General features: G+C 63.1%; 17 protein-coding genes. 13 read left to right on the top strand and 4 right to left on the bottom strand.

Annotated features, from left to right (window positions below; all coding sequences use genetic code 11):
• Positions 1 to 60: 60 nt before the first annotated feature.
• Complete coding sequence (cmoB, locus tag ACWHY3_RS13130; protein ID WP_448126710.1) at positions 61 to 1,074, bottom strand: tRNA 5-methoxyuridine(34)/uridine 5-oxyacetic acid(34) synthase CmoB; 1,014 nt, start codon at positions 1,072 to 1,074, stop codon at positions 61 to 63.
• Positions 1,067 to 1,864, bottom strand: coding sequence for a carboxy-S-adenosyl-L-methionine synthase CmoA (gene cmoA / locus ACWHY3_RS13125; RefSeq protein ID WP_087719375.1), 798 nt, complete (start codon positions 1,862 to 1,864; stop codon positions 1,067 to 1,069). The genes cmoB and cmoA overlap by 8 nt, the downstream gene beginning before the upstream one ends.
• Positions 1,865 to 1,982: 118 nt before the next feature.
• Between cmoA and pgi the strand changes: the two genes are divergently transcribed.
• From pgi to ACWHY3_RS13095, 6 genes are all read left to right on the top strand, one after another.
• Positions 1,983 to 3,632, top strand: a complete 1,650-nt coding sequence (pgi, locus tag ACWHY3_RS13120) for a glucose-6-phosphate isomerase (protein WP_448126709.1) — start codon at positions 1,983 to 1,985, stop codon at positions 3,630 to 3,632.
• Positions 3,633 to 3,692: 60 nt separating this feature from the next.
• Positions 3,693 to 4,340, top strand: coding sequence for a YqiA/YcfP family alpha/beta fold hydrolase (locus ACWHY3_RS13115; RefSeq protein ID WP_448126708.1), 648 nt, complete (start codon positions 3,693 to 3,695; stop codon positions 4,338 to 4,340).
• 254 nt (positions 4,341 to 4,594) lie between these two features.
• Positions 4,595 to 6,475 (top strand): DNA topoisomerase IV subunit B, encoded by a 1,881-nt coding sequence (gene parE / locus ACWHY3_RS13110; protein WP_448126707.1) that lies wholly within the window; start codon positions 4,595 to 4,597, stop codon positions 6,473 to 6,475.
• 321 nt (positions 6,476 to 6,796) lie between these two features.
• Entirely contained in the window at positions 6,797 to 9,049 is a 2,253-nt protein-coding gene (gene parC / locus ACWHY3_RS13105; RefSeq protein ID WP_448126706.1) for a DNA topoisomerase IV subunit A, read from the top strand.
• A 153-nt stretch (positions 9,050 to 9,202) separates the two neighbouring features.
• Positions 9,203 to 10,414, top strand: coding sequence for a phosphoserine phosphatase SerB (serB, locus tag ACWHY3_RS13100; RefSeq protein ID WP_448126705.1), 1,212 nt, complete (start codon positions 9,203 to 9,205; stop codon positions 10,412 to 10,414).
• Between the two features lie 232 nt (positions 10,415 to 10,646).
• On the top strand, positions 10,647 to 12,389 hold the full coding sequence (locus ACWHY3_RS13095) for an HD domain-containing phosphohydrolase (RefSeq protein WP_448126704.1): 1,743 nt from the start codon (positions 10,647 to 10,649) through the stop codon (positions 12,387 to 12,389).
• 28 nt (positions 12,390 to 12,417) lie between these two features.
• Here the strand turns inward: ACWHY3_RS13095 and ACWHY3_RS13090 are convergent, their stop codons facing one another.
• A complete protein-coding gene (locus tag ACWHY3_RS13090; RefSeq protein ID WP_448126703.1) occupies positions 12,418 to 13,377 on the bottom strand; it encodes a helix-turn-helix transcriptional regulator in 960 nt (319 codons plus the stop codon).
• A 161-nt stretch (positions 13,378 to 13,538) separates the two neighbouring features.
• Here ACWHY3_RS13090 and ACWHY3_RS13085 point away from each other — a divergent pair, with 161 nt between their 5' ends.
• The 5 genes from ACWHY3_RS13085 (at position 13,539) to ACWHY3_RS13065 (ending at position 18,915) form a co-directional block, all read left to right on the top strand.
• Positions 13,539 to 15,707, top strand: coding sequence for a TonB-dependent siderophore receptor (locus ACWHY3_RS13085; RefSeq protein WP_448126702.1), 2,169 nt, complete (start codon positions 13,539 to 13,541; stop codon positions 15,705 to 15,707).
• A gap of 82 nt (positions 15,708 to 15,789) precedes the next feature.
• Positions 15,790 to 16,620, top strand: a complete 831-nt coding sequence (locus tag ACWHY3_RS13080) for an alpha/beta hydrolase (RefSeq protein WP_303853332.1) — start codon at positions 15,790 to 15,792, stop codon at positions 16,618 to 16,620.
• A gap of 70 nt (positions 16,621 to 16,690) precedes the next feature.
• The gene (locus ACWHY3_RS13075; protein ID WP_303853334.1) at positions 16,691 to 17,743 is read left to right on the top strand and encodes a M4 family metallopeptidase; all 1,053 of its coding nucleotides are present in this window, start codon (positions 16,691 to 16,693) and stop codon (positions 17,741 to 17,743) included.
• Positions 17,740 to 18,084 carry a protealysin inhibitor emfourin gene (locus tag ACWHY3_RS13070; RefSeq protein WP_087719367.1) on the top strand — a complete coding sequence of 115 codons (345 nt, stop codon included), beginning with the start codon at positions 17,740 to 17,742 and terminating at the stop codon, positions 18,082 to 18,084. Before ACWHY3_RS13075 ends, ACWHY3_RS13070 begins: the two co-directional genes overlap by 4 nt.
• Positions 18,085 to 18,393: 309 nt before the next feature.
• Complete coding sequence (locus ACWHY3_RS13065; RefSeq protein WP_303853335.1) at positions 18,394 to 18,915, top strand: DUF3465 domain-containing protein; 522 nt, start codon at positions 18,394 to 18,396, stop codon at positions 18,913 to 18,915.
• Between the two features lie 18 nt (positions 18,916 to 18,933).
• Here ACWHY3_RS13065 and ACWHY3_RS13060 read toward each other — a convergent pair whose 3' ends face one another.
• The gene (locus ACWHY3_RS13060) at positions 18,934 to 19,668 is read right to left on the bottom strand and encodes a glycosyltransferase family 2 protein (protein ID WP_332779988.1); all 735 of its coding nucleotides are present in this window, start codon (positions 19,666 to 19,668) and stop codon (positions 18,934 to 18,936) included.
• A 252-nt stretch (positions 19,669 to 19,920) separates the two neighbouring features.
• Here ACWHY3_RS13060 and ACWHY3_RS13055 point away from each other — a divergent pair, with 252 nt between their 5' ends.
• Both ACWHY3_RS13055 and ACWHY3_RS13050 read left to right on the top strand, forming a co-directional pair.
• Entirely contained in the window at positions 19,921 to 20,583 is a 663-nt protein-coding gene (locus ACWHY3_RS13055; protein WP_303853339.1) for a response regulator transcription factor, read from the top strand.
• A complete protein-coding gene (locus ACWHY3_RS13050) occupies positions 20,580 to 21,977 on the top strand; it encodes an ATP-binding protein (RefSeq protein WP_448126701.1) in 1,398 nt (465 codons plus the stop codon). The genes ACWHY3_RS13055 and ACWHY3_RS13050 overlap by 4 nt, the downstream gene beginning before the upstream one ends.
• The last annotated feature ends 20 nt before the right edge of the window (positions 21,978 to 21,997 follow it).

Genomic DNA, 21,997 nt, shown 5'->3' with positions numbered 1-21,997 from the left:
CCGGCATCGCACTGCCGGCCGATGTCGTTCTGGTCGCGCCGAACGCCGGCAACGCTGCGATTATCGCTTCGGTTTGCGGGCGATCAGCGTCGCCCGACGCGGGGCGGGGTAGCCTTCGATGGTTAGATTGCGATTCTTCGGGTCGAGGAAATCGGCCAGCGAATGAAACTGCATCCAGTCGGTCGAGCGCTGTTCGTCGAGCGTGGTGACCGTTTCGTCGACACAGCGAATGGCTTCGAAGCCGCAGCGCTCAAGCCAGTGCGCCAGGGCGCTTGACGAGGGCAGGAAGTAGACGTTGGGCATGCTGGCATAGCGTTCGCCGGGCATGAACACGGTGCGCTCGTCACCCTCGACCACCAGCGTCTCCAGCACCAGCTCGCCGCCGGGCACCAGCGCATCCTTCAGTTGCAGCAGATGATCCAGCGGTGAAGGGCGGTGGTAGAGCACCCCCATCGAAAACACGGTATCGAAGGCGGCGAGCTTCGCCGGTACGTCTTCGATGCCGACCGGCAGAAAGTGGGTGCGCTCGCCATCGGCATCGCCCACGAAGTGACGCACGGCGTGGAACTGGTAGTAGAAGCGCGGCGAGGGGTCGATCACCAGCACGAACGCGGCACCGGCGCCGGCCATGCGCCAGGCGTGATAGCCGTTGCCGCCGCCGACATCCAGAATGCGACGGCCGGCGAGGGGCGACAGGTGCGGCGCGACCCGCTGCCATTTCCAGTCCGAGCGCCACTCGGTATCGATATCGATGTCGCCGAGACGATAAGGCCCCTTGCGCCACGGCATCAGGATCTTGAGCAGATTCTCGCAGCGCCGACGCTCGGCGTCGCTCAGTTCGAGCGCTACCGTGACACGATCGGCCTGCAGGTTCACTTGCCGTGTCGACGACAACGCCGGCAGTTTGGCCACTGCCTTTTCCCACGCCGGCAGATCGCCGTGGCGGCGCCGATCGAGCCCGCGCGCCAGCTGTTCCGGAAGCAGTGCCAGCCAGCGGGTCAGGCCGTGTTCGAGGAAGGCGAGATAGAGCCGGCGTTCGGCGTCCTTGAGCGTATCGATAGCGACGTCAGACATCCTCGAACGTGGCCTTCTCTTGGGATGTCGCCTTGTCCTTGAACGCGGCCTTGTCCTTGAAAGCGACGAGGGAGGCGAAGTTGAGATACTGGAACCAGGTCGTGACGCGCGAGAACCCGGCCTGGGTCAACCGTTCGTGATGCGCCGCCAGCGTATCCGGCACCAGCACGTTTTCCAGCGCGGTACGCTTCTGGCTGATCTCCATGTCGCTGTAGCCGTTGGCCCGCTTGAAATCGTGGTAGCGTTCCACCAGCCAGGCATTTTCCTGCTCGTCTTCCGCGACGATCTTTTCCGACAGCACCAGGATGCCGCCGGGCTCCAGTGCCGCGAACAGCCTGGCGATCACCGCATCGCGGTCCGCCGGCGGCAAAAACTGCAGCGTGAAGTTGAGCACGATCATGCCGCTGGGCCGATAGTCCAGATGACGGATATCGCCCTCGACGAACTGGATCCGATGATCCGGACTTTCGGCGGCGGCGGTTTCGCGGGCCCGGGCGATCATCGTCGGAGAGAGGTCGACGCCGGTCAGCTCGAAGGCATCGGCGGGCAGTCGCCCGGCCAGTGCCAGCCCGACCGCGCCCAGCGAGCAGCCCAGGTCGTAGACATGGGCGCCATGGCGCAGGTGGCGTTCGGCGATGACGCCGAGCATGCCGAGAATCTGACCGTAGCCAGGAATCGAACGCCGGACCATGTCCGGGAAGCACGCCACGACCTGCTCGTCGAACGAGAAACTCGCCACACGATCAAGGGGTGTCGAAAAGATGGCGTCACGGTAAGATGCGTCAATCATTGCCGGAAGATATTCTTAATTGGGAGAGCGTGAAGCGAGCGCAACAACTGTCATGACTCGCTGCGGCCATAGTGTACGTTTTGCGCCTCTTCGCTGCACGTGACAAGGAGAGCATTAGATGTCGATTCGTGAGACCCAGGCATGGAAAGCGCTCGAGCAGCAGCTCGAAGGGGGGATGCGGGAGGTTCATCTGAAGACCCTGTTCCAGCAGTCGCCGCGCTTCGAGACATTCTATCTGGAAGCCGCCGGCATTCAGATGGATCTGTCCAAGCAGCGCTGGACGACGGAAGTCCGGGAGCAGTTGCTCTCGCTGGCGCGAGAAGCCGGCGTGCCCGAGGCGGTGCAACGCCTGCTCTCGGGGGAGCGGGTCAATCACACCGAGGACCGCCCGGCGCTGCATACCGCGTTGCGTCTGCCGCGGGATGCCAGGCTCGAGGTCGAAGGCGTCGATGTGGTCGACGAAGTGCATGCCACCCTCGACAAGATGGAAACGCTGGTCAACAAGCTGTTGAACGGCCAGTGGCGCGGCGCGACCGGCAAGCCGATCACCGATGTGGTCAACCTCGGCGTCGGCGGTTCGGACCTGGGTCCGCTGATGGTCACGTCCGCACTGACCGATTTTGAGCCCGATGATGTCTTCGAGGTGTCGACTCACTTCGCGTCGACCATGGATGGTTCGCAGCTGGCCGACTTCCTGAGCTGGCTCAACCCTGAAACCACGATGTTCATCCTGTCGTCGAAGTCCTTCGGCACCATCGACACGCTGTCGAACGCTTCCACCGCACTCGACTGGATCGCGACACGCTTGGGCGGCGACGAAGCGCTGATCAAGCGTTTCCACTTCGTTGGTGTTTCCACCAAACCCGAGAAGATGACCGAGTGGGGCATCGATCCGGGCAATCAGCTGCTGTTCTGGGACTGGGTCGGCGGTCGCTACTCGCTGTGGAGCGCCATCGGGTTGCCCATCGCCATTCGTGTCGGCATGGACAACTTCCGTCAGCTGCTGGCGGGCGCCCACGCCATGGACGAGCACTTCCGTACCGCCGATCTGGCCGAGAACCTGCCGGTGCAGCTGGGACTGATCGGCATATGGAACGTCAACTTCCTCGATATCCGCTCCCACGCGGTGTTGCCGTACGATGGGCGCCTCAAGCACCTGCCAGGGTACTTCCAGCAGCTCGAGATGGAATCCAACGGCAAGTCCGTCACCAACAATGATGACGTGGTCGACTATTCCACCTGCCCGGTGATCTGGGGCGAGATCGGCCCCAACGGCCAGCATGCGTTCTACCAGTTGCTGCACCAGGGCACGCAGCCGGTGGCGTGCGACTTCATCGCGCCGGTCAATCGCTACAACGATGTCGAGGACGAACGCTTCCGTGACGACCTGATGGCCCAGCACCGGCTGGCGCTGGCGAACTGCTTCGCTCAGTCCCGCGTACTGATGCTCGGCGACGACGCGGTGAAGTCCGAGAGCACGCCGCCCAGCTACAAGCGTTATCGCGGCAACCAGCCCTCTTCCACGCTGATGTTCGACAGCCTCAACCCGGCCACGCTGGGTGCCCTGATCGCGCTCTACGAGCACAAGGTGTTCGTGCAGGGCGTGATCTGGGACATCGACTCGTTCGACCAGTGGGGTGTCGAGCTGGGCAAGAAGATCGCCACCGAGACCGAAGAGATCATCGCCACGCAGAATGGTCTGGAGACGCTCGACGACTCCAGCCGCGGGCTGATCCAGGCGATCTGGAAGGGGCAGAAGTCCCGGTGATCGGCCGGTGTCGCGAAAGCGCCGGGGGCTCGGATGTCCAGCGAGCCAGGTGAGGGAGCCATGTCGAGCGAGTCGCTTTCGATAGCGAGACCGGCCAGGGCGCTGCTGTACCTGCATGGCTTCAACAGCAGCAGCGCTTCGCCCAAGGCCCGGCTGGTCAAGGCGGCCTGCGAGGCGCTGGCCCGGCACGAGGGTCGCCCGCTTGCGTGTCTGACCCCGGACCTGTCGCACCGGCCGGACCTGGCCTGGCGGCAGGCCGAAGCGGCGCTCGAGTCGCTGGGCCATGAAGGTACGCTGCTGGTCGGCAGCTCCATGGGCGGCTTCCTGGCCACCCTGCTGGCGGAGCGCTATGGTCTGCGGGCCGTGCTGATCAACCCGGCGGTTCAGCCTGCCCGCTTCGTGGCCGATTACCTGGGGCAGACGTTGCTCAACGACGCCTCCGGCGAGCAATTCACGATCGACAATAGTTATTTCGATCAATTGACCGCCCTGCAGTGGGAACGCATCGTCCATCCCGCGCGCTACCTTCTGCTGCTCGGCAGCGCGGACGAGACGCTGGATTGCCGCGACGCGCTGCGAGCTTATGCCGGCAGTCGCATCCTGATCCACCCCGGCGGCGACCATGGCTTCGATGTGCTGCCCGAGTATCTGCCGGCGCTCTTCGCTCACGGCGGCTGGCACGTGCCGAGATCCCTCGTGCTGTCTTGAGCGCATCGCGCCAACCTCGGGCGGTAACGCGATACTGTAGATTTGACCAGTAGGGTGTATCATCGTCGCCAGCCTGCATGGGGTGGAGATGTCGCGATTCGGCTCGTACCGGCGATCACGCCTCGCTAGCGCCAGCCATGGCTCGCGCCAGACGTGCCGCGACGATTCGATGACGCAGCGGTCTCCACCCTGCAACGTCGATCCTGCAACTTTGACCCTGTGACTTTGACCTTACAAACGTGGCGAGACCCTGCATGACGCAATACAGCGCCAGTTCCATCGAGGTGCTTTCCGGCCTCGATCCGGTCCGCAAGCGGCCGGGCATGTACACCGACACCACCCGTCCCAACCACCTGGTGCAGGAAGTCATCGACAACAGCGTCGATGAGGCCCTGGCAGGGCACGCTCGCGAGATTCGCGTCGTTCTGTTGGACGACGGCGGCATCGAGGTTTCCGACGACGGCCGGGGCATGCCGATCGACGTGCATCCCGAACATGGCGTGACCGGGGTCGAGCTGATCCTCACCCGGCTGCACGCCGGCGGCAAGTTCTCCCAGTCCAGCTACCGCTTTTCCGGCGGCCTGCATGGGGTCGGCGTATCGGTGGTCAACGCGCTGTCGACGCGGCTCGAGGTCGAGGTGTGCCGCGAGGGCAATCGCTACGGTATCGCCTTCGAGAAGGGAGAGAAGGCCGAGGAGCTCTCGGTCATCGGCAGCTGTGCCAAGCGCGCCACGGGAACGGTGGTGCGTTTCTGGCCGGAGGCGGAATACTTCGACAGCCCTAGGTTGTCACTGCCGAAGCTGAAACACCTGATGCGCGCTAAGGCGGTGCTCTGCCCCGGCCTCAAGGTGGTGCTCAAGGAAACCGATGGCGCGGAAAGCGTCTGGCAGTACGAAGACGGCCTGCGGGATTACCTGGCCCAGGCGGTCGACGGTTTCGACGTGCTGCCGGCATCGCCGTTCACCGGCCACTTCGAGGACGAGGAGCAGGGTGTCGACTGGGCCATTCAGTGGCTGCCGGAAGGTGGCGAGCCGGTCCTGGAATCCTACGTCAACCTGATCCCCACGCCGCTCGGCGGTACCCACGTCAACGGCTTCCGCAGCGGCCTGCTCGAAGCGGTACGCGAGTTCTGCGAATACCGCAGCCTGCTGCCGCGCGGCGTCAAGCTGTCGCCGGAGGATCTGTGGGAGAAGGTATCGTTCGTGCTCTCGATCAAGATGCTCGATCCGCAATTCGCCGGGCAGACCAAGGAGCGGCTGTCATCACGCACGGTGGCGGGCTTCGTCTCCGGCGTGGTCAAGGACGCTTTCTCGCTGTGGCTCAACCACCATGTCGATCAGGCCGAACAGCTGGCCGAACTGGTGATCAGTGCCGCCCAGCGGCGTCAGAAGAGCGCCAAGAAGGTCGCCCGCAAGAAGGTCACCTCGGGGCCGGCGTTGCCCGGCAAGCTGGCCGACTGCTCCGGCCAGGATCCGGTATCGAGCGAACTGTTCCTGGTCGAGGGGGATTCCGCCGGCGGCAGTGCCAAGCAGGCGCGTAACCGCGAAACCCAGGCGATCCTGCCGCTGCGCGGCAAGATCCTCAACACCTGGGAAGTCGAATCCGCCGATATCTACAGCTCGCAGGAAGTGCACGACATCGCCGTGGCGATCGGTCTCGATCCGGGCAGCGACGATCTTTCCAAGCTGCGCTACCACAAGGTCTGCATTCTCGCCGACGCCGACTCCGACGGGCTGCACATCGCCACGCTGCTGTGCGCGCTGTTCGTGCGACACTTCCCGGCGCTGGTCGATGCCGGCCACGTCTTCGTCGCCATGCCGCCGCTCTATCGCATCGACCTGGGCAAGGAAGTCTTCTACGCCCTCGACGAGAGCGAGAAGGCCGCGACGCTCAAGCGCCTCGAAGGCAAGCGCGGCACGCCCAACGTCCAGCGTTTCAAGGGGCTGGGCGAGATGAGCCCGCTGCAGCTGCGCGAGACCACCATGGCCGTGGACACCCGACGGCTTGTCCAGCTCACTCGCGAACTCGACGACGGCACGCTGGAGATGATGGACATGCTGCTGGCGCGCAAGCGGGCCGCCGATCGCAAGAGTTGGTTGGAAGATTACGGCAATCTCGCCGAGATCGAGGTCTGACATGCCTGCGCGAGGCTCATACGACGTTGAACGATGAGCGCCGAATGCTCATTGACACCCCAGTCAACTGCGCGTCGTCGCTCATCGTTCGCCTTGTCTGAGCCACGCTCGGCGATGTCCAGGACGTTATCGCGCCGCTCGAAGCGGCTCCTCGGGTAATGAAGATCGTTAGAAGATACCGGCAAGGTAGAAAGTCGGCGAGCGAAGCTCAGGCTAGGCAAAAATCGTCGAAAAAGCGGAGTTTACAGGGTGTAAATGAGCACTTTGAGACGATTTTTAACAACGCCTGAGCGAGCGCAGCCACTTTCCTAAGGGGCAATAATGACCATGGATATTCAGGTAGCGGAGGGCGACGTCGAACGCCTTTCGCTCAAGGAGTACACCGAGAAGGCGTATCTCGATTATTCGATGTACGTGATTCTCGATCGCGCGTTGCCGCATATCGGCGACGGCATGAAGCCGGTTCAGCGACGTATCGTCTATGCGATGCGCGAGCTGTCGCTCAATGCCAATGCCAAGTACAAGAAGTCGGCACGTACCGTCGGCGACGTGCTGGGTAAATTCCACCCTCACGGCGACAGCGCCTGCTACGAGGCGATGGTACTGATGGCGCAGTCGTTCAGCTATCGCTATCCGCTGGTCGACGGCCAGGGCAACTGGGGGAGCCCGGACGATCCCAAGTCGTTCGCCGCCATGCGCTATACCGAAGCCCGGCTGTCGCGTTTCTCCGAGACGCTGCTGGCGGAGCTGGGGCAGGGCACCGTCGACTGGACGCCCAACTTCGACGGCACCATGAACGAGCCGGCGGTGCTGCCGTCGCGGCTTCCTCACGTGCTGCTCAACGGCGGCACGGGCATCGCCGTCGGCATGGCGACCGATATCCCGCCGCACAACGTGGTGGAGGTGGTCGAGGCGACCTGCCATCTGCTGCGCAATCCAGAGGCCAGCGTCGCGGATCTGATGCAGCATCTGCCGGCACCGGATTTCCCGACGGATGCCGAGATCATTTCGCCGGCGGCCGATCTGCGCAAGCTCTACGAGTCCGGCCGCGGCTCGGTCAAGCTGCGTGCCCGTTACGAGCGCGAGGATGGCAACATCGTGATCACCGCGGTGCCGTATCAGGTCAGCGGGGCCAAGGTACTCGAGCAGATCGCCGCCCAGATGCAGGCCAAGAAGTTGCCGATGGTGGCGGATCTGCGAGACGAGTCGACCCATGAGACACCGACGCGCCTGGTGATCGAGCCGCGTTCCAACCGTATCGATGTCGAGGGGCTGATGGCGCACCTGTTCGCCACCACCGACCTCGAGAAGAACGTTCGCGTCAATCTCAACGTGATCGCGCTCGACGGCCGGCCGCGGGTGATGCCGCTCAACGACATGCTCGGCGAATGGCTGACGTTCCGCCGTGCCACCGTGCGCCGGCGCCTGGAGCACCGTCTCGGCAAGGTCGAGGATCGTCTGCACCTGCTCGAAGGTCTGCTGGTCGCTTATCTCAACATCGACGAGGTGATCCGCATCATCCGCGAGGAGGATGAACCCAAGCCGGCTTTGATGAACGCGTTCGGCATCACCGAGCGTCAGGCCGAAGCGATTCTCGAGCTGCGTCTGCGTCACCTCGCCAAGCTCGAGGAGATGAAGATTCGCGGCGAGCAGGATGAGCTGGAAGCGGAACGCAAACAGCTCCAGAAGCTGCTGAGCTCCGAGGCGGCGATGACCGATCTCGTCGAGAAGGAGCTGCGTGAAGCGGCCGAGGCCTACGGCGATGCCCGCCGCTCGCCGCTGGTGGAGCGTGCCGAAGCCAGGGCGCTTTCCGAGGTCGAACTGGTGGGCGCCGATCCGGTGACCGTGGTGCTGTCCGAAAAAGGCTGGATTCGCGCGGCGCGGGGACACGATATCGATCCTGCCGGACTCTCCTACAAGTCGGGCGACAGCTTCCACCTGGCAGCACGAGGGAAGACCAACCAGCCGCTGGTGTTGCTCGATGACAGCGGTCGGGCCTACACGATGACGGCCCACAATCTGCCCTCGGCGCGCGGCCAGGGCGAGCCGGTGACCGGGCGGATCAACCCGCCGGCCGGCTCGAGCATGGTCGGGCTGATGCTGGACGTACCCAGCGCGCGCTATCTGCTGGCGTCCGACGGCGGCTACGGTTTCGTCGCCAGGGTCGAGGACCTGCTCGGCAAGAACAAGGCCGGAAAATCGGTACTTTCGGTGCCCAAGGGGTGCAACGTGATGCCACCCAAGGCGATTCCGGAGGGCGACGGCGTGCGGGTGGCGGCCGTCTCCAACGAGGGGCGCCTGCTGGTCTTCGCGCTGTCGCAGTTGCCGGAGATGGCAAAAGGCAAGGGCAACAAGATGATCGATATCCCGGGGGCCAAGGCCGCGAGACGGGAGGAGTTCGTGCGCGACCTGGTGCTGCTGCCGGAAGGCGCGTCGTTGATCGTCTACGCCGGCAAGCGCAAGCAGACGCTGAAGACGGCAGATCTCGAATACTATACCGGCGAGCGTGGTCGTCGCGGCAGCAAGCTGGCGCGTGGATTCCAGAAGGTCGACCGGCTCGAAGTCGAGTCCTGAACGACATCCGACGCTGCCGGATGTTCAAGACAGCGATGACCGAGGGGTAGTGATAGCCGGTTACAGGCGCTATTCCTGGCAGGTCATCGGATTCATCGATAATCGGATTCATCGATAAAGAGAGGGCGCCGCCTGGCGCCACGTGGGGAAAAGATGTCACAACGTTTCGTGGTGCGAGCCACCGGGCCTGCACGGCCCGGCCAGACGGCTGCACTGGGTACGGCGCTGGTCAGCGCCCATTGCCGTCTGCTGGATCTGAACCAGCATGTCGCCTTCGGCGAAGTGACGCTGGAGGCGCTGGTCGAAACAGCCGAGGATCTCGAGGCCTTGCTGCCGTCGGCTGGCGACGTGTTCGGGCTGGATTGCCGTGTCGAGAAGGTGTCCGCCGAAAGCGAGGCGCTGTGGAAGGATGTCGCCAAGGATGCCCGCTGGGTACTGACCTTGATGGCACCGGCGCTCTCCGCGGAAGTGATGGCGGAAGTCGGCGCGCTGACGGCTGAGCAGGGCCTGGTCATCGAGCGGGTCAAGCGGTTGTCGGCCGGCTGCCAGCTCGACACGGCCGGCTCGCCGGCCGGTGCCTGCCTCGAATGGCGGCTCAGCGGCGCGGTGGCCGATTCCGCGTCTCTGCGCGAGAAGATCCTGGCGCTGAGCGATCGCTTCGGAGTCGATGTCGCGTTGCAGCCGGCGAATCTGTGGCGACGGCACCGCCGGCTGGTCTGCTTCGACATGGATTCGACGCTGATCCAGGCGGAAGTCATCGACGAACTGGCGCGGCGTCATGGCGTGTATGACGAGGTCGCCGCGATAACCGAGCGTGCCATGCGGGGCGAACTTGACTTCCAGCAGAGCTTTCGCGAGCGCATGCGCAAGCTGGAAGGCCTCGACGAGTCGGTGCTGGCGGAAATTGCCGAATCGTTACCGCTGATGCCGGGGCTGGAGCGATTGATGCGTTATCTCAAGCACCTGGGTTATCGGACCGCGATTCTCTCCGGCGGCTTTACCTATTTCGCTCGTTACCTGCAGGAACGGCTGGGTTTCGATGAAATTCACGCCAACGAGCTGATCATTCGCGACGGCAAGGTCTCTGGCGAGGTTCAGGAGCCGATCGTCGATGCCGACCGCAAGGCGATGATGCTCAGGCAGATCGCCGAACGGGAAGGCTGGGATCTGGCCCAGACCGTGGCGGTTGGCGATGGCGCCAACGATCTCAAGATGCTGGCGGTCGCCGGCATGGGCGTGGCGTACCATGCCAAACCCTTGGTGCGTCAGCAGGCGCAGCAATCGGTTTCGGCCTGCGGTCTCGATGGGCTTCTGTACCTGCTGGGCTATTCGGAATCCGATCTGGCGGCCTTGGCGGAAGATTGAGCGGGGGGCCACGGCCGGCACGCCGACCGAGCGGACTCCCGGGTTTCCCGGGGGTCAGTCGGTTGAGGTTGAATTATTTTGTTTGACAGCAACGAAAAGTTACACTGCTTGCTCGCCGGCCGTGACGCGGCCACGCCTGACTGCTTTATCATTGGCTCTTCGCCATTGATCCTTTGGCCATCAGCGCTTTGTCATTCGCCGTTTGTCATCGACCACGCATTATCGAAAACTCATGACCGACTCTGCTTCCACGGATATCCACCAAGCTAAAGCCATATGGGAGTGGCTCGAGCCACTATGCCTTCAGGGTGGCGCGAATCTGGCGTTCGACGCTGCCGGTAGCACTTCCTGGCCGGTAATACTGGATCACGTCGTCATCGGTCAGGCGCTGGTCATCGACGTGTCCGCGGTGCCGGCGCTGGCGAAGTCGCTCACTCGGGGGGGCGAGTTTCATCTCATCGGTCATGTCAGCGGAGCGCTGGTTCGCACCGCGCCGCTCACGGTGATCGAGCCCCTGGAAGATGCGCAGCGGATACAGTTTCGCTGCACCTACCCCGAATACATCAGCACCATTCACCGGCGCGGTACCTTTCGCGCCCCGCTGCGGGCCGAGATGGGCGTCGAGACGCGTCTCACCCTGACGGCGGATGGACCTGTCATCGATACCGAAATCCGCAATCTCTCGCTGGGCGGATGCCTTCTCGCCATGCGTCTGGTGGATGCCGTGGCGCTGACGCCCGGCCAGCTGATCGAGGCTCTCGAGCTACGCTTCCCCAATCGGCAGCGTCTCAAGCTCAAGGGGCATATCCGTCATGTACGCACCGATGACGACTGGACGATGGCGCTGATCGGCTGCGAGTTCGATGAATTGCCGATCGACAGCGAGCGGCAACTCTGGCACTGCGTCAAGGAAATCGAACGCGAGGGTGCACGCAAGGCTTCGATCAGCGACAAGCCGCTCGAGCCTTCTTCGCTGTTCATGCTGCCGCAGGGACGCCGGCCGCAACCGGTCAAGTCGATCCTGACCGCCCCGGCGCCAGTCGCGGGCGCTGACAATACGGTCGTCCGGCGACTGCGGAAGATCGCCGACTATCTGAACGCGCAGAGCCTGCAGCTTCAGAATGGTGGCCTGATTGCCTCATCTTTGCTGTCCCGACATGCGGACACGCTGCTGTCGCTTGGCGCGCAAAGTCGGGAATCGCTGCTCTATGCGCTGGGATATCTCGAGAACGAACCGGTCCAGGTCCAGCATGCGCTGGCGGTCGCGGTTCGTGCCGTCGATCTGGCGCGCCGGCAGGGCTACGACGACAGTACCCTCAAGGCGATCGCGGCCAGCGCCCTGATCCACGATCTCGGCAAGGCGTCGTTGCCTGCCACGCTGCTCGAGAGCCGCGTCCCGTTGAGCGACGCCCAGCGGGCGCTATTGCCGGGGCATGTCCAACTGATCAGCGAGCGGCTGGCCGATTGTCGCTGGCTTTCGACGGATGTCGCCACGTCGGTGGTCGAACAGATCAACGAACGGCTCGACGGCAGCGGCTATCCTCGCGGGCTGCGCGCCGAAGCGATCGATGATCTGGGTCGGATGGTGGCAGTGGTCGATGTCATCGATGCGCTGACGCGCCCGCGCGCGGACCGCGACGCCTGGCCCCTGGTCAATGCTTATCGCCATGTGCTGGGGAACGCCGCGCTCTTCGACAATGTCTGGGCACAACGCTATGTGCGTCTCTTCGGCATCACGCCAGTAGGCTCGCTGGTGCGATATTCCAGCGGCGCCCTGGCCTGGGTTCAACGTCTGGATGCCAAAGGGCGGCCCTCGCAGGTCCATATGGTGCTCAATGCCAATAGCCGGCAGCGTCGTCTCGATCTGGTACTGGGACGACACGATCTCGATCAGCTCGGTCGGCTGGAAGGCGTGGCCAAGCCCGGCGATTATGGCTTGTCGCGGAGTGGCAGCGCCTCGCCAGGAACGGCCTGATTTTTCCTTTCCGATTCGCCGGCGAGCGCTAACGCTGGCGTTCCCGTGCCTGACGGGGTGTGATGCCGAAGGTGCGGCGGAACGCGGTGGCGAAGTTGGTAGCATCGTTGTAGCCGGCGAGTTCGGCGGCCTCGCTGACGCTGACATGGCTATCCTGTAGAGCCCGGTTTGCCGCGTCCAGACGCCGCTGACGCAGGTGACGCTGCAACGGCATTCCATAACGCTGCTGGCTGAGCCGCTGCAGTGTGCTCACGCTCATGTTTAGATGTCCGGCGATCTCCGTGAGGGTCTTGGTATCGCCACTCCCGCCTTCGATGAAATCCCACAGTCGCCGTTGCTGGCGGGTTTCTCTGCTGTCTCTGTCCGATGTCCGCAACAGCGGTGCCAAGCCTTCGCCGGCCATGGTCAGCGCCAACCCTTCACGTCGCAGGCGAGTGGAAAAATCGTCAGCGGCGCGAGGGGTCGAAAGCTGGGTGCGAGCCAGCGTCAACAAGCCGGCGCTAGGTTGCCATTGGCGTAGCCCCAGGTGTGGCAGGTCATCGAGCAGACGTGCCGTTTCCGGCGATGTCTGAAGCCAGGCTGGCGACAAGGTCAGCGTTAAACTGAATTCGTGGGTACCGGCCAGAGCGTGGCGCTCGAACGTTGCGGCTTCCCGCAGATGGACCAGTAGGGCCGTCGGCCGTTCCGAGGCGAGTGGCATTGGGCGGCCGTCGAAGCGCACGTCGACCATACCGGCCATGAACAGGATCAGCTTCAAGCCAGGCATCATTTCTGCATGATTGCTCATGCGATGGCGATTGCGGATCGCGGCATGGCGCAGCACCAATTCCTCTTCGATCACATCCACGCCAAAATTGCCGTCGAGCAGCGGCTCCCCCGGTACGCTGTCGATACGATAGTCGCGTCCGAGATGGATAGCGTGGTGCCTCAGTGCGTCATGCCCAAGCGCTTCTGGGCGAGGCGGGAGGGTGAAATGAGAAGAGATCACGTTTGGCTGTCAGGCAAAGGTAATTGGAGGTTTCCCACAGGTGAGGTAGAGAATCTTCTGGAATAATGCGTGTCGCCAACCTCATTTGCAACTCATTCTCATTATCATGAACGTCCGGTTTCCGATAAAGATTTACGGGCGTGGGAGCAAGGAACGACACCATGATTCGCCATCCCCAGCGCTTTTGCTACTGCGTGCCGGTCGCCGTTGGCCTGAGCCTCTCCGCGCCTTGGGCCGCTTCACAGGCCCAGGAACCCCGGTCGGTCGGGGATACATCACTCGAAACCTTGACCGTCAAAGGCAACCGCCTCTACGAGATGCTGCCGTCCGAAATGACCGGCGGTTATGCGGTGGATGCAGCGACGGTAGGCACCAAGACGCCTGCCGCGCTGCGGGACATACCCCAGTCGGTGAGCGTGGTGACTCGCGAGGCGATCGAGTCACAGAATCTCGATACGCTCGACGAGATGGCCAAACGGACGCCCGGGATGCGTGTGCTGCCCAACGACAGTGGCCGCTCGTCGATCTACGCCCGCGGCTACGAATACGATGAGTACAACATCGATGGCCTGCCGGCGCCGATGGCCAGCATTGTCGGTACCGTGCCCAACCTGGCGGCATTCGACCGCGTCGAGGTCATGCGCGGGCCATCGGGGCTTTTCAACAGCACCAGCGAGATGGGCGGCATCATCAACCTGGTGCGCAAGCGACCGACCGAGGATTTCCAGGGCCACGTGGCCGGCCGCTACGGCAGTTGGGATCAGAACTATCTCGAGACCGATATCTCGGGGCCGATCGACGCCGCTGGCCGAGTTCGCGGGCGTCTGGTGGTCAGTAACGACGACACCAACGGCTATGTCGACGACAACGAAAATACCAATCAGACCTTCTACGGCGCGCTCGACATCGACCTCGACGAGGACACTTTGCTGTCGTTCGCCTTTCTACGCCAGCATCGGGACCTGGTGCCCAACAACGGACTGCCGACCGATGCCAACGGCAATCTGCTCGATGTCACTCGCTCCACCTTTGCCGGGGCGGACTGGAATCGCTTCGAGATGCAGAGCAATGACTACATCGCCGAGCTGACCCATCGGTTCGACAACGGTGGCTACGGTCGCATTGCCGCGCGCTATTCGACCCGTGATGCGGACTTCAACTACGCCTACGGCATTTCCGGTATTGCGGAGGATGGCACTTTTACGGCGCGAGGCCTTGGCGGTGATGTCGATCAGCAATCCCTGTCGATGGACGCCAGCTACAGTCAGCCGTTCGAAGCCTTGGGCAACGTCAGCGAGTTCGTCGTGGGAACGGACTACAAGCGTTACGAGACCGAGACCTTCCAGGCCGTCTCGGTGCTGGGCAATACGACGCTGGGCCAGATCAATGACATCGCTTATGTCGATGTCTCCGACGTGGGGACAGTCAGCACGGATGATCGCGAGACGCTAGAGGAATATGGTCTGTACTCGAAGCTGACTTTCCGGCCGATCCAGCCGCTGGCGCTGATCGCCGGCGGTCGGGTCAGCTCCTATCAGGCTCGTGTCACTGACCATACGGATGATGATGCCGTTGCCAGCCGCAGCGATGACAGCAAGTTCACGCCCTATGCGGGAGCCGTGTTCGATCTCGACGATCGTCATTCGCTGTACGCCAGCTACTCCGAAGTCTTCAATCCCCAGACTTACACGGATGCCGACGGTGGGCTGCTCGAACCGCGTGAAGGCAAACAGTATGAAATCGGCATCAAGGGCAGCTATTTCCATGGCGACCTGAATGCGCGTGTATCCGCCTTCCGCTTGTACGATGACAATCGAGCCGCTCCGTTAGTGGAAAACGGCACAACCGTAAGCGGCGTCTACGCCTCTGTCGGTAAAACACGCACGCAAGGCGCTGAGTTCGAACTGACAGGCACGCCGTTGCCGAACTGGGACATCATCGTTGGCTACACCTATCTCGATATCGATGTCAGAAACGAGGGATCGGATGATACGGCCTTCGTGCTGATGCCGAAGAATCAGTTCAACGTCTGGACTCAGTACGGCTTCGAAGGCGGTGTACTCGATGGCTTCCATATCGGCGGCGGGGTCACCGCACTGAGCGATTTCCAGACGGCCACCTCCGCAAGAGCGCCCATCAGTATCGAGGCGCCGGGCTATGCGGTGGTGGATGCCATGGTCGGCTATGACTTCACGTCCAATCTCAAAGGCCAGCTCAATTTCAATAATATCTTCGACAAGACCTACTATGAGCGAGTCGGGTCGGTAGGGACTTTCAACATGTACGGGGCGCCGGCCAATGTCGTCGCGTCACTGCGTTATGACTTCTGATGCATTACGTCTCTGGATTCTCGGCTGCCTGTCATGGGCGGCCGTTTTCATCATGCCTGCCGCCGTCGCTGAGGAGCCCACCGTGACCGCTGCCCCCGTGACATTGACCGACACGCAGCAATGGACGCTCCATGGCGAGGCCACCGGGCGTGACTATCTGATTCAGGTCTCGATACCGGATTCGCCGCCGCCGGTCGGTGGCTATCCGGTGCTTTATGTCCTCGATGGCAACGCACGCTTTCCGCTGGCAGTGGTGGGGCGTGACAGCCTGACGCTGCGCGGGCCCGACGGCGGCACCAGCCCCTGGCTGATCGTGGGAGTGGGATATCCCGATACCCGTCGCTTCGACAGCGAAGCGCGTAGCGAAGACTATACGCCGGCGGTGCCGGGCATGCCCGAGGTCGACTCCCGGGGCCGGCCGGTCGGCGGCGCGGGGCAATTCCAGGACTTTCTTCAGAACCAGCTGTTGCCGCAGATCGCCGCCCGGTTCGATGTCGATGCCTCGCGTCGGGCGCTGCTCGGTCACTCCTATGGTGGCCTGTTCGCGCTCTATACCGCACTGACTCGCCCCCGACTGTTCAGCGATTACCTCGCCATCAGCCCATCACTATGGTGGGGAGACGGGTTCCTGTACGCGCTCCCCTCGGCAGGAGCCAGCGGAAAGACGCGGGTGCTGCTGGGCGCGGGTGATCAGGAGCGGGGGCAGAGGCCGGCATTTGCAGAAACCACCGATGCGCCATCCACGTCCGTGCCGGCAATGTGCGACAACGTGGTCTGCTTTGCGCAGTGGCTGCAAACTCGACACGCCGATTGGATCATCGACCATCGCTCATTCAAGGGCGCCAGCCATGGCAACGTCATGTGGCCCGCGATGCAGGCGGTATGGGCGTTTCTTGACAAAAAGGAACAGTGACGCAGCGGCCACATGGGAAAGATTGAACCACACTGTGAGAGCCAAGCTCTGACGCACAGGAGGTGATCGCATGGCTGGATTGGACGGTTCCACGCCTTTCGCGGGCTTCATGCCGCCCCATGTTCTCGAACGCATCATGTCGCATGGCAACGCGCGGCTACAGCAGTGCGCACGCCTGACCCTGCAGGCCGATGCACAGTTCCGGTTGCGCAATGCGGCACCGCCAGCGGCGCGACCCGCGGATGGCAGCCGGCCCGGCGAGGTCGCACGCTATATCTACTCGGCAGGCAATCAGCAGACGCTACCCGGCGACCTGGTTCGCCAGGAGGGCGATCCGGATAGCGGCGATGTCGTCGTCGACGAAGCCTACCGGTGGCTGGGTGCCACCTACCTTTTCTACTGGCAGGTCTTCGAGCGCGACTCCATCGATGGCGAGGGCATGGCATTGCTGGGGACGGTGCACTACGGCGAAGACTACGACAACGCCTTCTGGAACGGAGCCCAGATGGTGTTCGGTGACGGCGACGGCGAGCTGTTCAACCGTTTCACTGCCGCGCTCGATGTCGTCGCCCATGAATTGACTCATGGCGTCATCGAGCGCGAGGCTGGTCTCGTCTATGCCGATCAGTCCGGCGCGCTCAACGAATCCCTGGCGGACGTCTTCGGCGCCATGGTCAAGCAGCACCACTTCGAGCAGAGCGTGGAGGAAGCCGACTGGCTGATCGGGGAAGGATTGCTCACTGATCGCGTCAACGGCCTCGCGCTGCGCTCGATGGCCAATCCGGGCAGCGCCTACGACGACCCCGTGCTCGGCAAGGACCCTCAGCCGGGCCATATGGACGATTTCGTGCGCACGTCCTCGGACAACGGCGGCGTGCATATCAATTCCGGTATTCCCAACCGTGCCTTCTTTCTCGCGGCGACGGGGCTGGGTGGCTTCGCCTGGGAGAAGGCGGGCCCGGTCTGGTTCGACGCGCTCACCGATCCGCGCCTGCAGCGCGATGGCAATTTCGCCCAGTTCGCCCAGCTTACGGTCGACTGTGCGGCGAAACGCTTCGGCAACGACAGCGAGGTCATGCAGGCCGTCAATCGGGCCTGGGTCGAGGTAGGGGTTCTCTCATGAACGACAGCGCGGGCCTCGAGCTCGAGCCGACCAGCGTGCTGCTGGTCACTCGGGAGGGCGGCTTCGTGGTCACGCCCGGCTTGTCCGCCCCGCGGCGGATTGACTGCCGGGAACTGACCGAGTGCCAGCGGCTGAGACTCCAGGCGGTGCTCGAGGAGCTCGATCATCGACGTGGCGCTTTGCCAGCGGCCGGGGCCGACAGGCGATCCTTCCGGGTGACGCTGAAAATGTCCTCCGATCGACCCGAAAAGGAGTGGGAGCTGGAGGAGAGCGCCGCACCCAGGTCATTGATCGGGCTCTGGAAACGGGGCGCCCAAGGTCTCGATGAGAGTGATGACTAACCGGGCAGCCATCGCCGCGGCGAGTTTTTTTGCGTTTTCATGGAACTCTATCGGGATATCGAACTCTGAGCTAGTAGCCCAGGATGGGCGCACAGCGTAGGCCGGGCCTGTATTGGGTCCGGCTTCTTTTTGTCCGTTTGTCAGCTGTCCTGCGCATCCGATTTGCGCGTTACCGCGGCTTTTCCATCGACGTTCCGTCGATGGACATCTTCCTCGAACGGGCCCAATGGGGCCCGGTTTCATGTGTTATCTTGCAGACTTTTGTCGAGATCGGGCTGAACTCATCACGACTTCACGGTAACGAGAGAGATGCGACGAGGATTCATCAAGGCACGACGTCGGCCGATGCTGGCGGGGTTGCTGATCGCCATTTTCATCGCGGCACTCGCCAGCCAACTGGTTGAATACGGGGGCGGGAATGTGGGCGGCGGAGGCTCGAGCGAGCCTCTGTCTCAGACTGGTGCTCGTCTTTCGTCGGATGCCGGAGCGCAGGCCAGCGCCGAGGCGACGCTTCAGCGTGCCTTCGACACGCATCGGGAAGGGTTCTGGGTCGAGGCGTCAGGGCGGATCGTGCGGATGTTGGCGGATGATCGGGAAGGCAGCCGTCACCAGCGGATCATCGTCGTGCTGGATACCGGCCAGACGCTGCTGATCGCCCACAATATCGACATTGCTCCACGCGTCGAACGGATCGAAGTGGGCGATCGCCTACGCTTTCGCGGCGAATACGTGTGGAATGCCCAGGGCGGCGTCATTCACTGGACCCACCACGATCCCGGCGGCACCGAAATCGGCGGCTGGCTGGAGCATCAGGGGCGGCGCTATCAGTGACAGGGCGCGGATGAAACCTCAGCGAGCGTAGCCGCGAACCCGACGTTTCCCCGTGATTCGCTGGGCGTGCCAGCGTCGCGATAGCCACCACATGCCCAGCCAGTCGCGGGCATGCCCCGCGAGATTGGCGGGAAGATGCCAGAGCGAAGAGCGGGCAGCTTGTGTCCCGTGGCGCAGATTGACGCGGTAGCTACCGATGTGGCCACCGCTTCGCCGAATCAGCAGGGGGAGAAAGCGGTGCAGCCGGTCGACGGACGGCAGCGCGATCAGCACGTCGCGACGAATCAGACGCAGGCCGGCCCGCTCGCTGCCCGCGAGCTCGATGCCCAAGCTCCGGAACGCGCGAAAGAGTGACCTTCTCCAGCGGCAACGCGGATCGAGCGGGATGCCCTCGACCAGCGTCAAGCCTTGATGCCGGGCCTCGCCGAGCATCTCGGGAATGTCATGGGGATCGTCTCGACCCTGGGCATCGAGCGTTGCGATCCACTCTCCCCGGGCGAGCCTGCCGGCTTGCCATAGCGCCGCGTCGGCGCCGATAGCCGTGGCCTGGCGATAGAGCCTGACCCGGCTGTCATTGACCGCCAGCCGTGACAACGCATCCTCGTCGCTTTCGGAGGTGGCGTCGTCGATGACGATGAATTCCAGGCCGGCAGCGTGGCGAAGTGCGCTGGATGCCTCGGCCACGACCCGACCGACCTCATGAGAGGCATCGTGGACAGTGATGACAAGTGATAACTTGGGTAGTTCGAGCATGATGAAATCCCGTTGGTTTTCAAAGCGTCGACTTTGCTCGTCCTGTCGGAGGCGTCACTATGACAGCCTATTCTTAACGCCGGCTTAGTGATCTGCGGTGTTAGCGGTCACTTATGTTTCAAATTGTCCGGCTGACACGTGACAGTGTCATGTCAGCACGGCGGGAACCAATCCGGCGATGTCGTTGTATTGTTAAGGCAACGTTTTGAAAGCCGAGTTTCGCCAGGAGTGGCGACAGTTAGAGAGAACGCCATGAGGGTAATGCTGGTTGAAGACGATCCGTTGCTGGGAGAGGGGGTCGTCGATGTACTGCGCCGTGAACAGATGGTGCCTGAATGGCTCATCGAGGGGCGCGGAGTCTGCGAGGCTCTCGAGGGGTCCACTTTCGATGCGCTGATACTGGACCTGGGCCTTCCGGACATCGATGGCTTCGAGGTGCTCAAGCAGCTGCGGGAAGCGCAAAGCCAGATTCCGGTGTTGATCCTCACAGCGAGGGACGACGTGGTCGATCGTATCCGGGGGCTCGACGGCGGGGCGGACGACTATCTCGTCAAGCCTTTCGACAACGGCGAACTGCTGGCGCGGTTACGTGCACTGGTACGGCGAAGTGCCGGTCGTGCATCGCCGGTGGTGACCTGCGGCCGACTGATGCTGGACCCGGCAGCGCACGAGATTCGCTTCGACCACGCGGTGGTGGCGCTGGGGCGCCGCGAGCACGACCTGCTGGCGTACCTGATGACGCATCCAGGGCAGGTGTTTACGCGCGATCAACTGGTCGAGGTGCTCTACGGCTGGGACGCCGAGGTCGAGAGCAACGTCATCGAAGTCCACGTTCATCATCTGCGCCGGAAGTTCGGCAGCGGCGTGGTGGCGACCGTGCGTAACGTCGGTTATCGGCTGGGAGCCGCGGGTTGAGATCCATTCGTCGTTACCTCAGACGGGTTCTGCTGATATCGGTGACACTGATCACCTCGCTGGCTGCGCTCTGGAGCTATCACGACACTCGCGATCAGATCAACGAACTGTTCGACGCCGAACTGGCGCAGACGACGCGAACGATGGTCGCGCTCTATTTCGAGTATCGCGGCGATCAGGGTCGGGATCCGCAGGAGATGATTCACGACCTGCAGCTTCAGCCCGTCATGCTGCCGGACAATCCCACCGACGAACCGACCCCGCTGGGACATCCCTACGAGAAGAAGCTGGGGTTCCAGATCTGGGACGACGAGGGCCACGCCTTGCTGGGCATGAGAACGCCCGGTGTGCTCGAGACGATGATTCCAGCGCCCGGTTATGCCCATACCGAGGGAGAGGGCCACGACTGGCGCACGTTCACGCTGTATGACGAGGTCCACGGCGTCTGGGCGAGCGCCGCCCAGCGCGACGACGTGCGCGACGAGCTGACCTGGCAGATTGCGCTGCGCAACCTGATGCCGCCGGTGATCGGCGTGCTGCTGATCGCGATGCTGATTCCCTTCGTCGTCGCGCGTGGCTTTTCTCCCTTGCTGCGCATCAGTCGCCAGATCACTGCTCGCCAGCCGAGCTATCTGGAACCCATCGACGGCAGCGAGGCGCCGGATGAAATTCGCGGCATGGTCGATGCGCTCAATGGTCTGTTCGGTCGCCTGGCCGAAACGCTGGAAAAGGAGCGTCGCTTCACCGCCAACGCCGCCCACGAGCTGCGTACGCCTCTGGCAGCGATCAAGGTGCACGCGCAGAACCTGATGACGGATACCACCGAAGCGCGCTCCCAGCGCGGCGCCCGCTCGATCATCAACGGGGTCGACCGGATGACCCGTGTCGTCGAGCAGCTGTTGACACTCTCCCGGCTCGAGAGCGGTGAGGGCATGAATCGGCAGGCGGTGGATCTGACCCGGCTGGGAAGAGAGCTACAGCGGGACATGCAGCCGCTGGTCGATGGCCGCAGGATCGAGTTCACCCAGCAGATTCCCGCTGAGCTGCAAGTCGTCAGCTATGAAAACGGCCTTTACGTGCTGCTGCGCAATCTGCTGGACAACGCGCTGCGTTACACCCCGGAAGGGGGCGAAGTCTGCCTGCGGATGCGGCAAGCCGAAGACCGGTTGCACATCGAGATTGCCGACAGTGGGCCGGGGATTCCGGTCGCCGAGCGCGAGAGGGTATTCGAGCGCTTCGTGCGCCTGGCCGGACAGCGAACCAGCGGGTCGGGGCTGGGGCTGTCGATCGTTCAGGAGCTGGCCGAACGGCTTGGCGGAGAGATCCGTCTCGACGAAACCTCCCTGCCGGTCGCCAGCGGCCTGAGTGTTCATGTCACGCTGCCGATAGGGTGAGGAGAGAGTCGAGGCGAGGG

Source organism: Salinicola sp. NYA28a (assembly GCF_976982775.1).
The sequence above is the reverse complement of the archived record's forward strand: the minus strand, read 5'-3'. Positions and strand labels throughout refer to the sequence as shown.

Excerpts from the sequence above, each read along its gene's own strand:
- pgi (WP_448126709.1), top strand. The coding sequence starts at position 1,983 with ATGTCGATTCGTGAGACCCAGGCATGGAAAGCGCTCGAGCAGCAGCTC.
- cmoA (WP_087719375.1), bottom strand. The coding sequence starts at position 1,864 with ATGATTGACGCATCTTACCGTGACGCCATCTTTTCGACACCCCTTGAT.
- ACWHY3_RS13085 (WP_448126702.1), top strand. The coding sequence starts at position 13,539 with ATGATTCGCCATCCCCAGCGCTTTTGCTACTGCGTGCCGGTCGCCGTT.
- ACWHY3_RS13075 (WP_303853334.1), top strand. The coding sequence starts at position 16,691 with ATGGCTGGATTGGACGGTTCCACGCCTTTCGCGGGCTTCATGCCGCCC.
- cmoB (WP_448126710.1), bottom strand. The coding sequence starts at position 1,074 with ATGTCTGACGTCGCTATCGATACGCTCAAGGACGCCGAACGCCGGCTC.
- ACWHY3_RS13095 (WP_448126704.1), top strand. The coding sequence starts at position 10,647 with ATGACCGACTCTGCTTCCACGGATATCCACCAAGCTAAAGCCATATGG.
- ACWHY3_RS13055 (WP_303853339.1), top strand. The coding sequence starts at position 19,921 with ATGAGGGTAATGCTGGTTGAAGACGATCCGTTGCTGGGAGAGGGGGTC.
- ACWHY3_RS13070 (WP_087719367.1), top strand. The coding sequence starts at position 17,740 with ATGAACGACAGCGCGGGCCTCGAGCTCGAGCCGACCAGCGTGCTGCTG.
- serB (WP_448126705.1), top strand. The coding sequence starts at position 9,203 with ATGTCACAACGTTTCGTGGTGCGAGCCACCGGGCCTGCACGGCCCGGC.
- ACWHY3_RS13065 (WP_303853335.1), top strand. The coding sequence starts at position 18,394 with ATGCGACGAGGATTCATCAAGGCACGACGTCGGCCGATGCTGGCGGGG.
- parC (WP_448126706.1), top strand. The coding sequence starts at position 6,797 with ATGACCATGGATATTCAGGTAGCGGAGGGCGACGTCGAACGCCTTTCG.
- ACWHY3_RS13060 (WP_332779988.1), bottom strand. The coding sequence starts at position 19,668 with ATGCTCGAACTACCCAAGTTATCACTTGTCATCACTGTCCACGATGCC.
- ACWHY3_RS13115 (WP_448126708.1), top strand. The coding sequence starts at position 3,693 with ATGTCGAGCGAGTCGCTTTCGATAGCGAGACCGGCCAGGGCGCTGCTG.
- parE (WP_448126707.1), top strand. The coding sequence starts at position 4,595 with ATGACGCAATACAGCGCCAGTTCCATCGAGGTGCTTTCCGGCCTCGAT.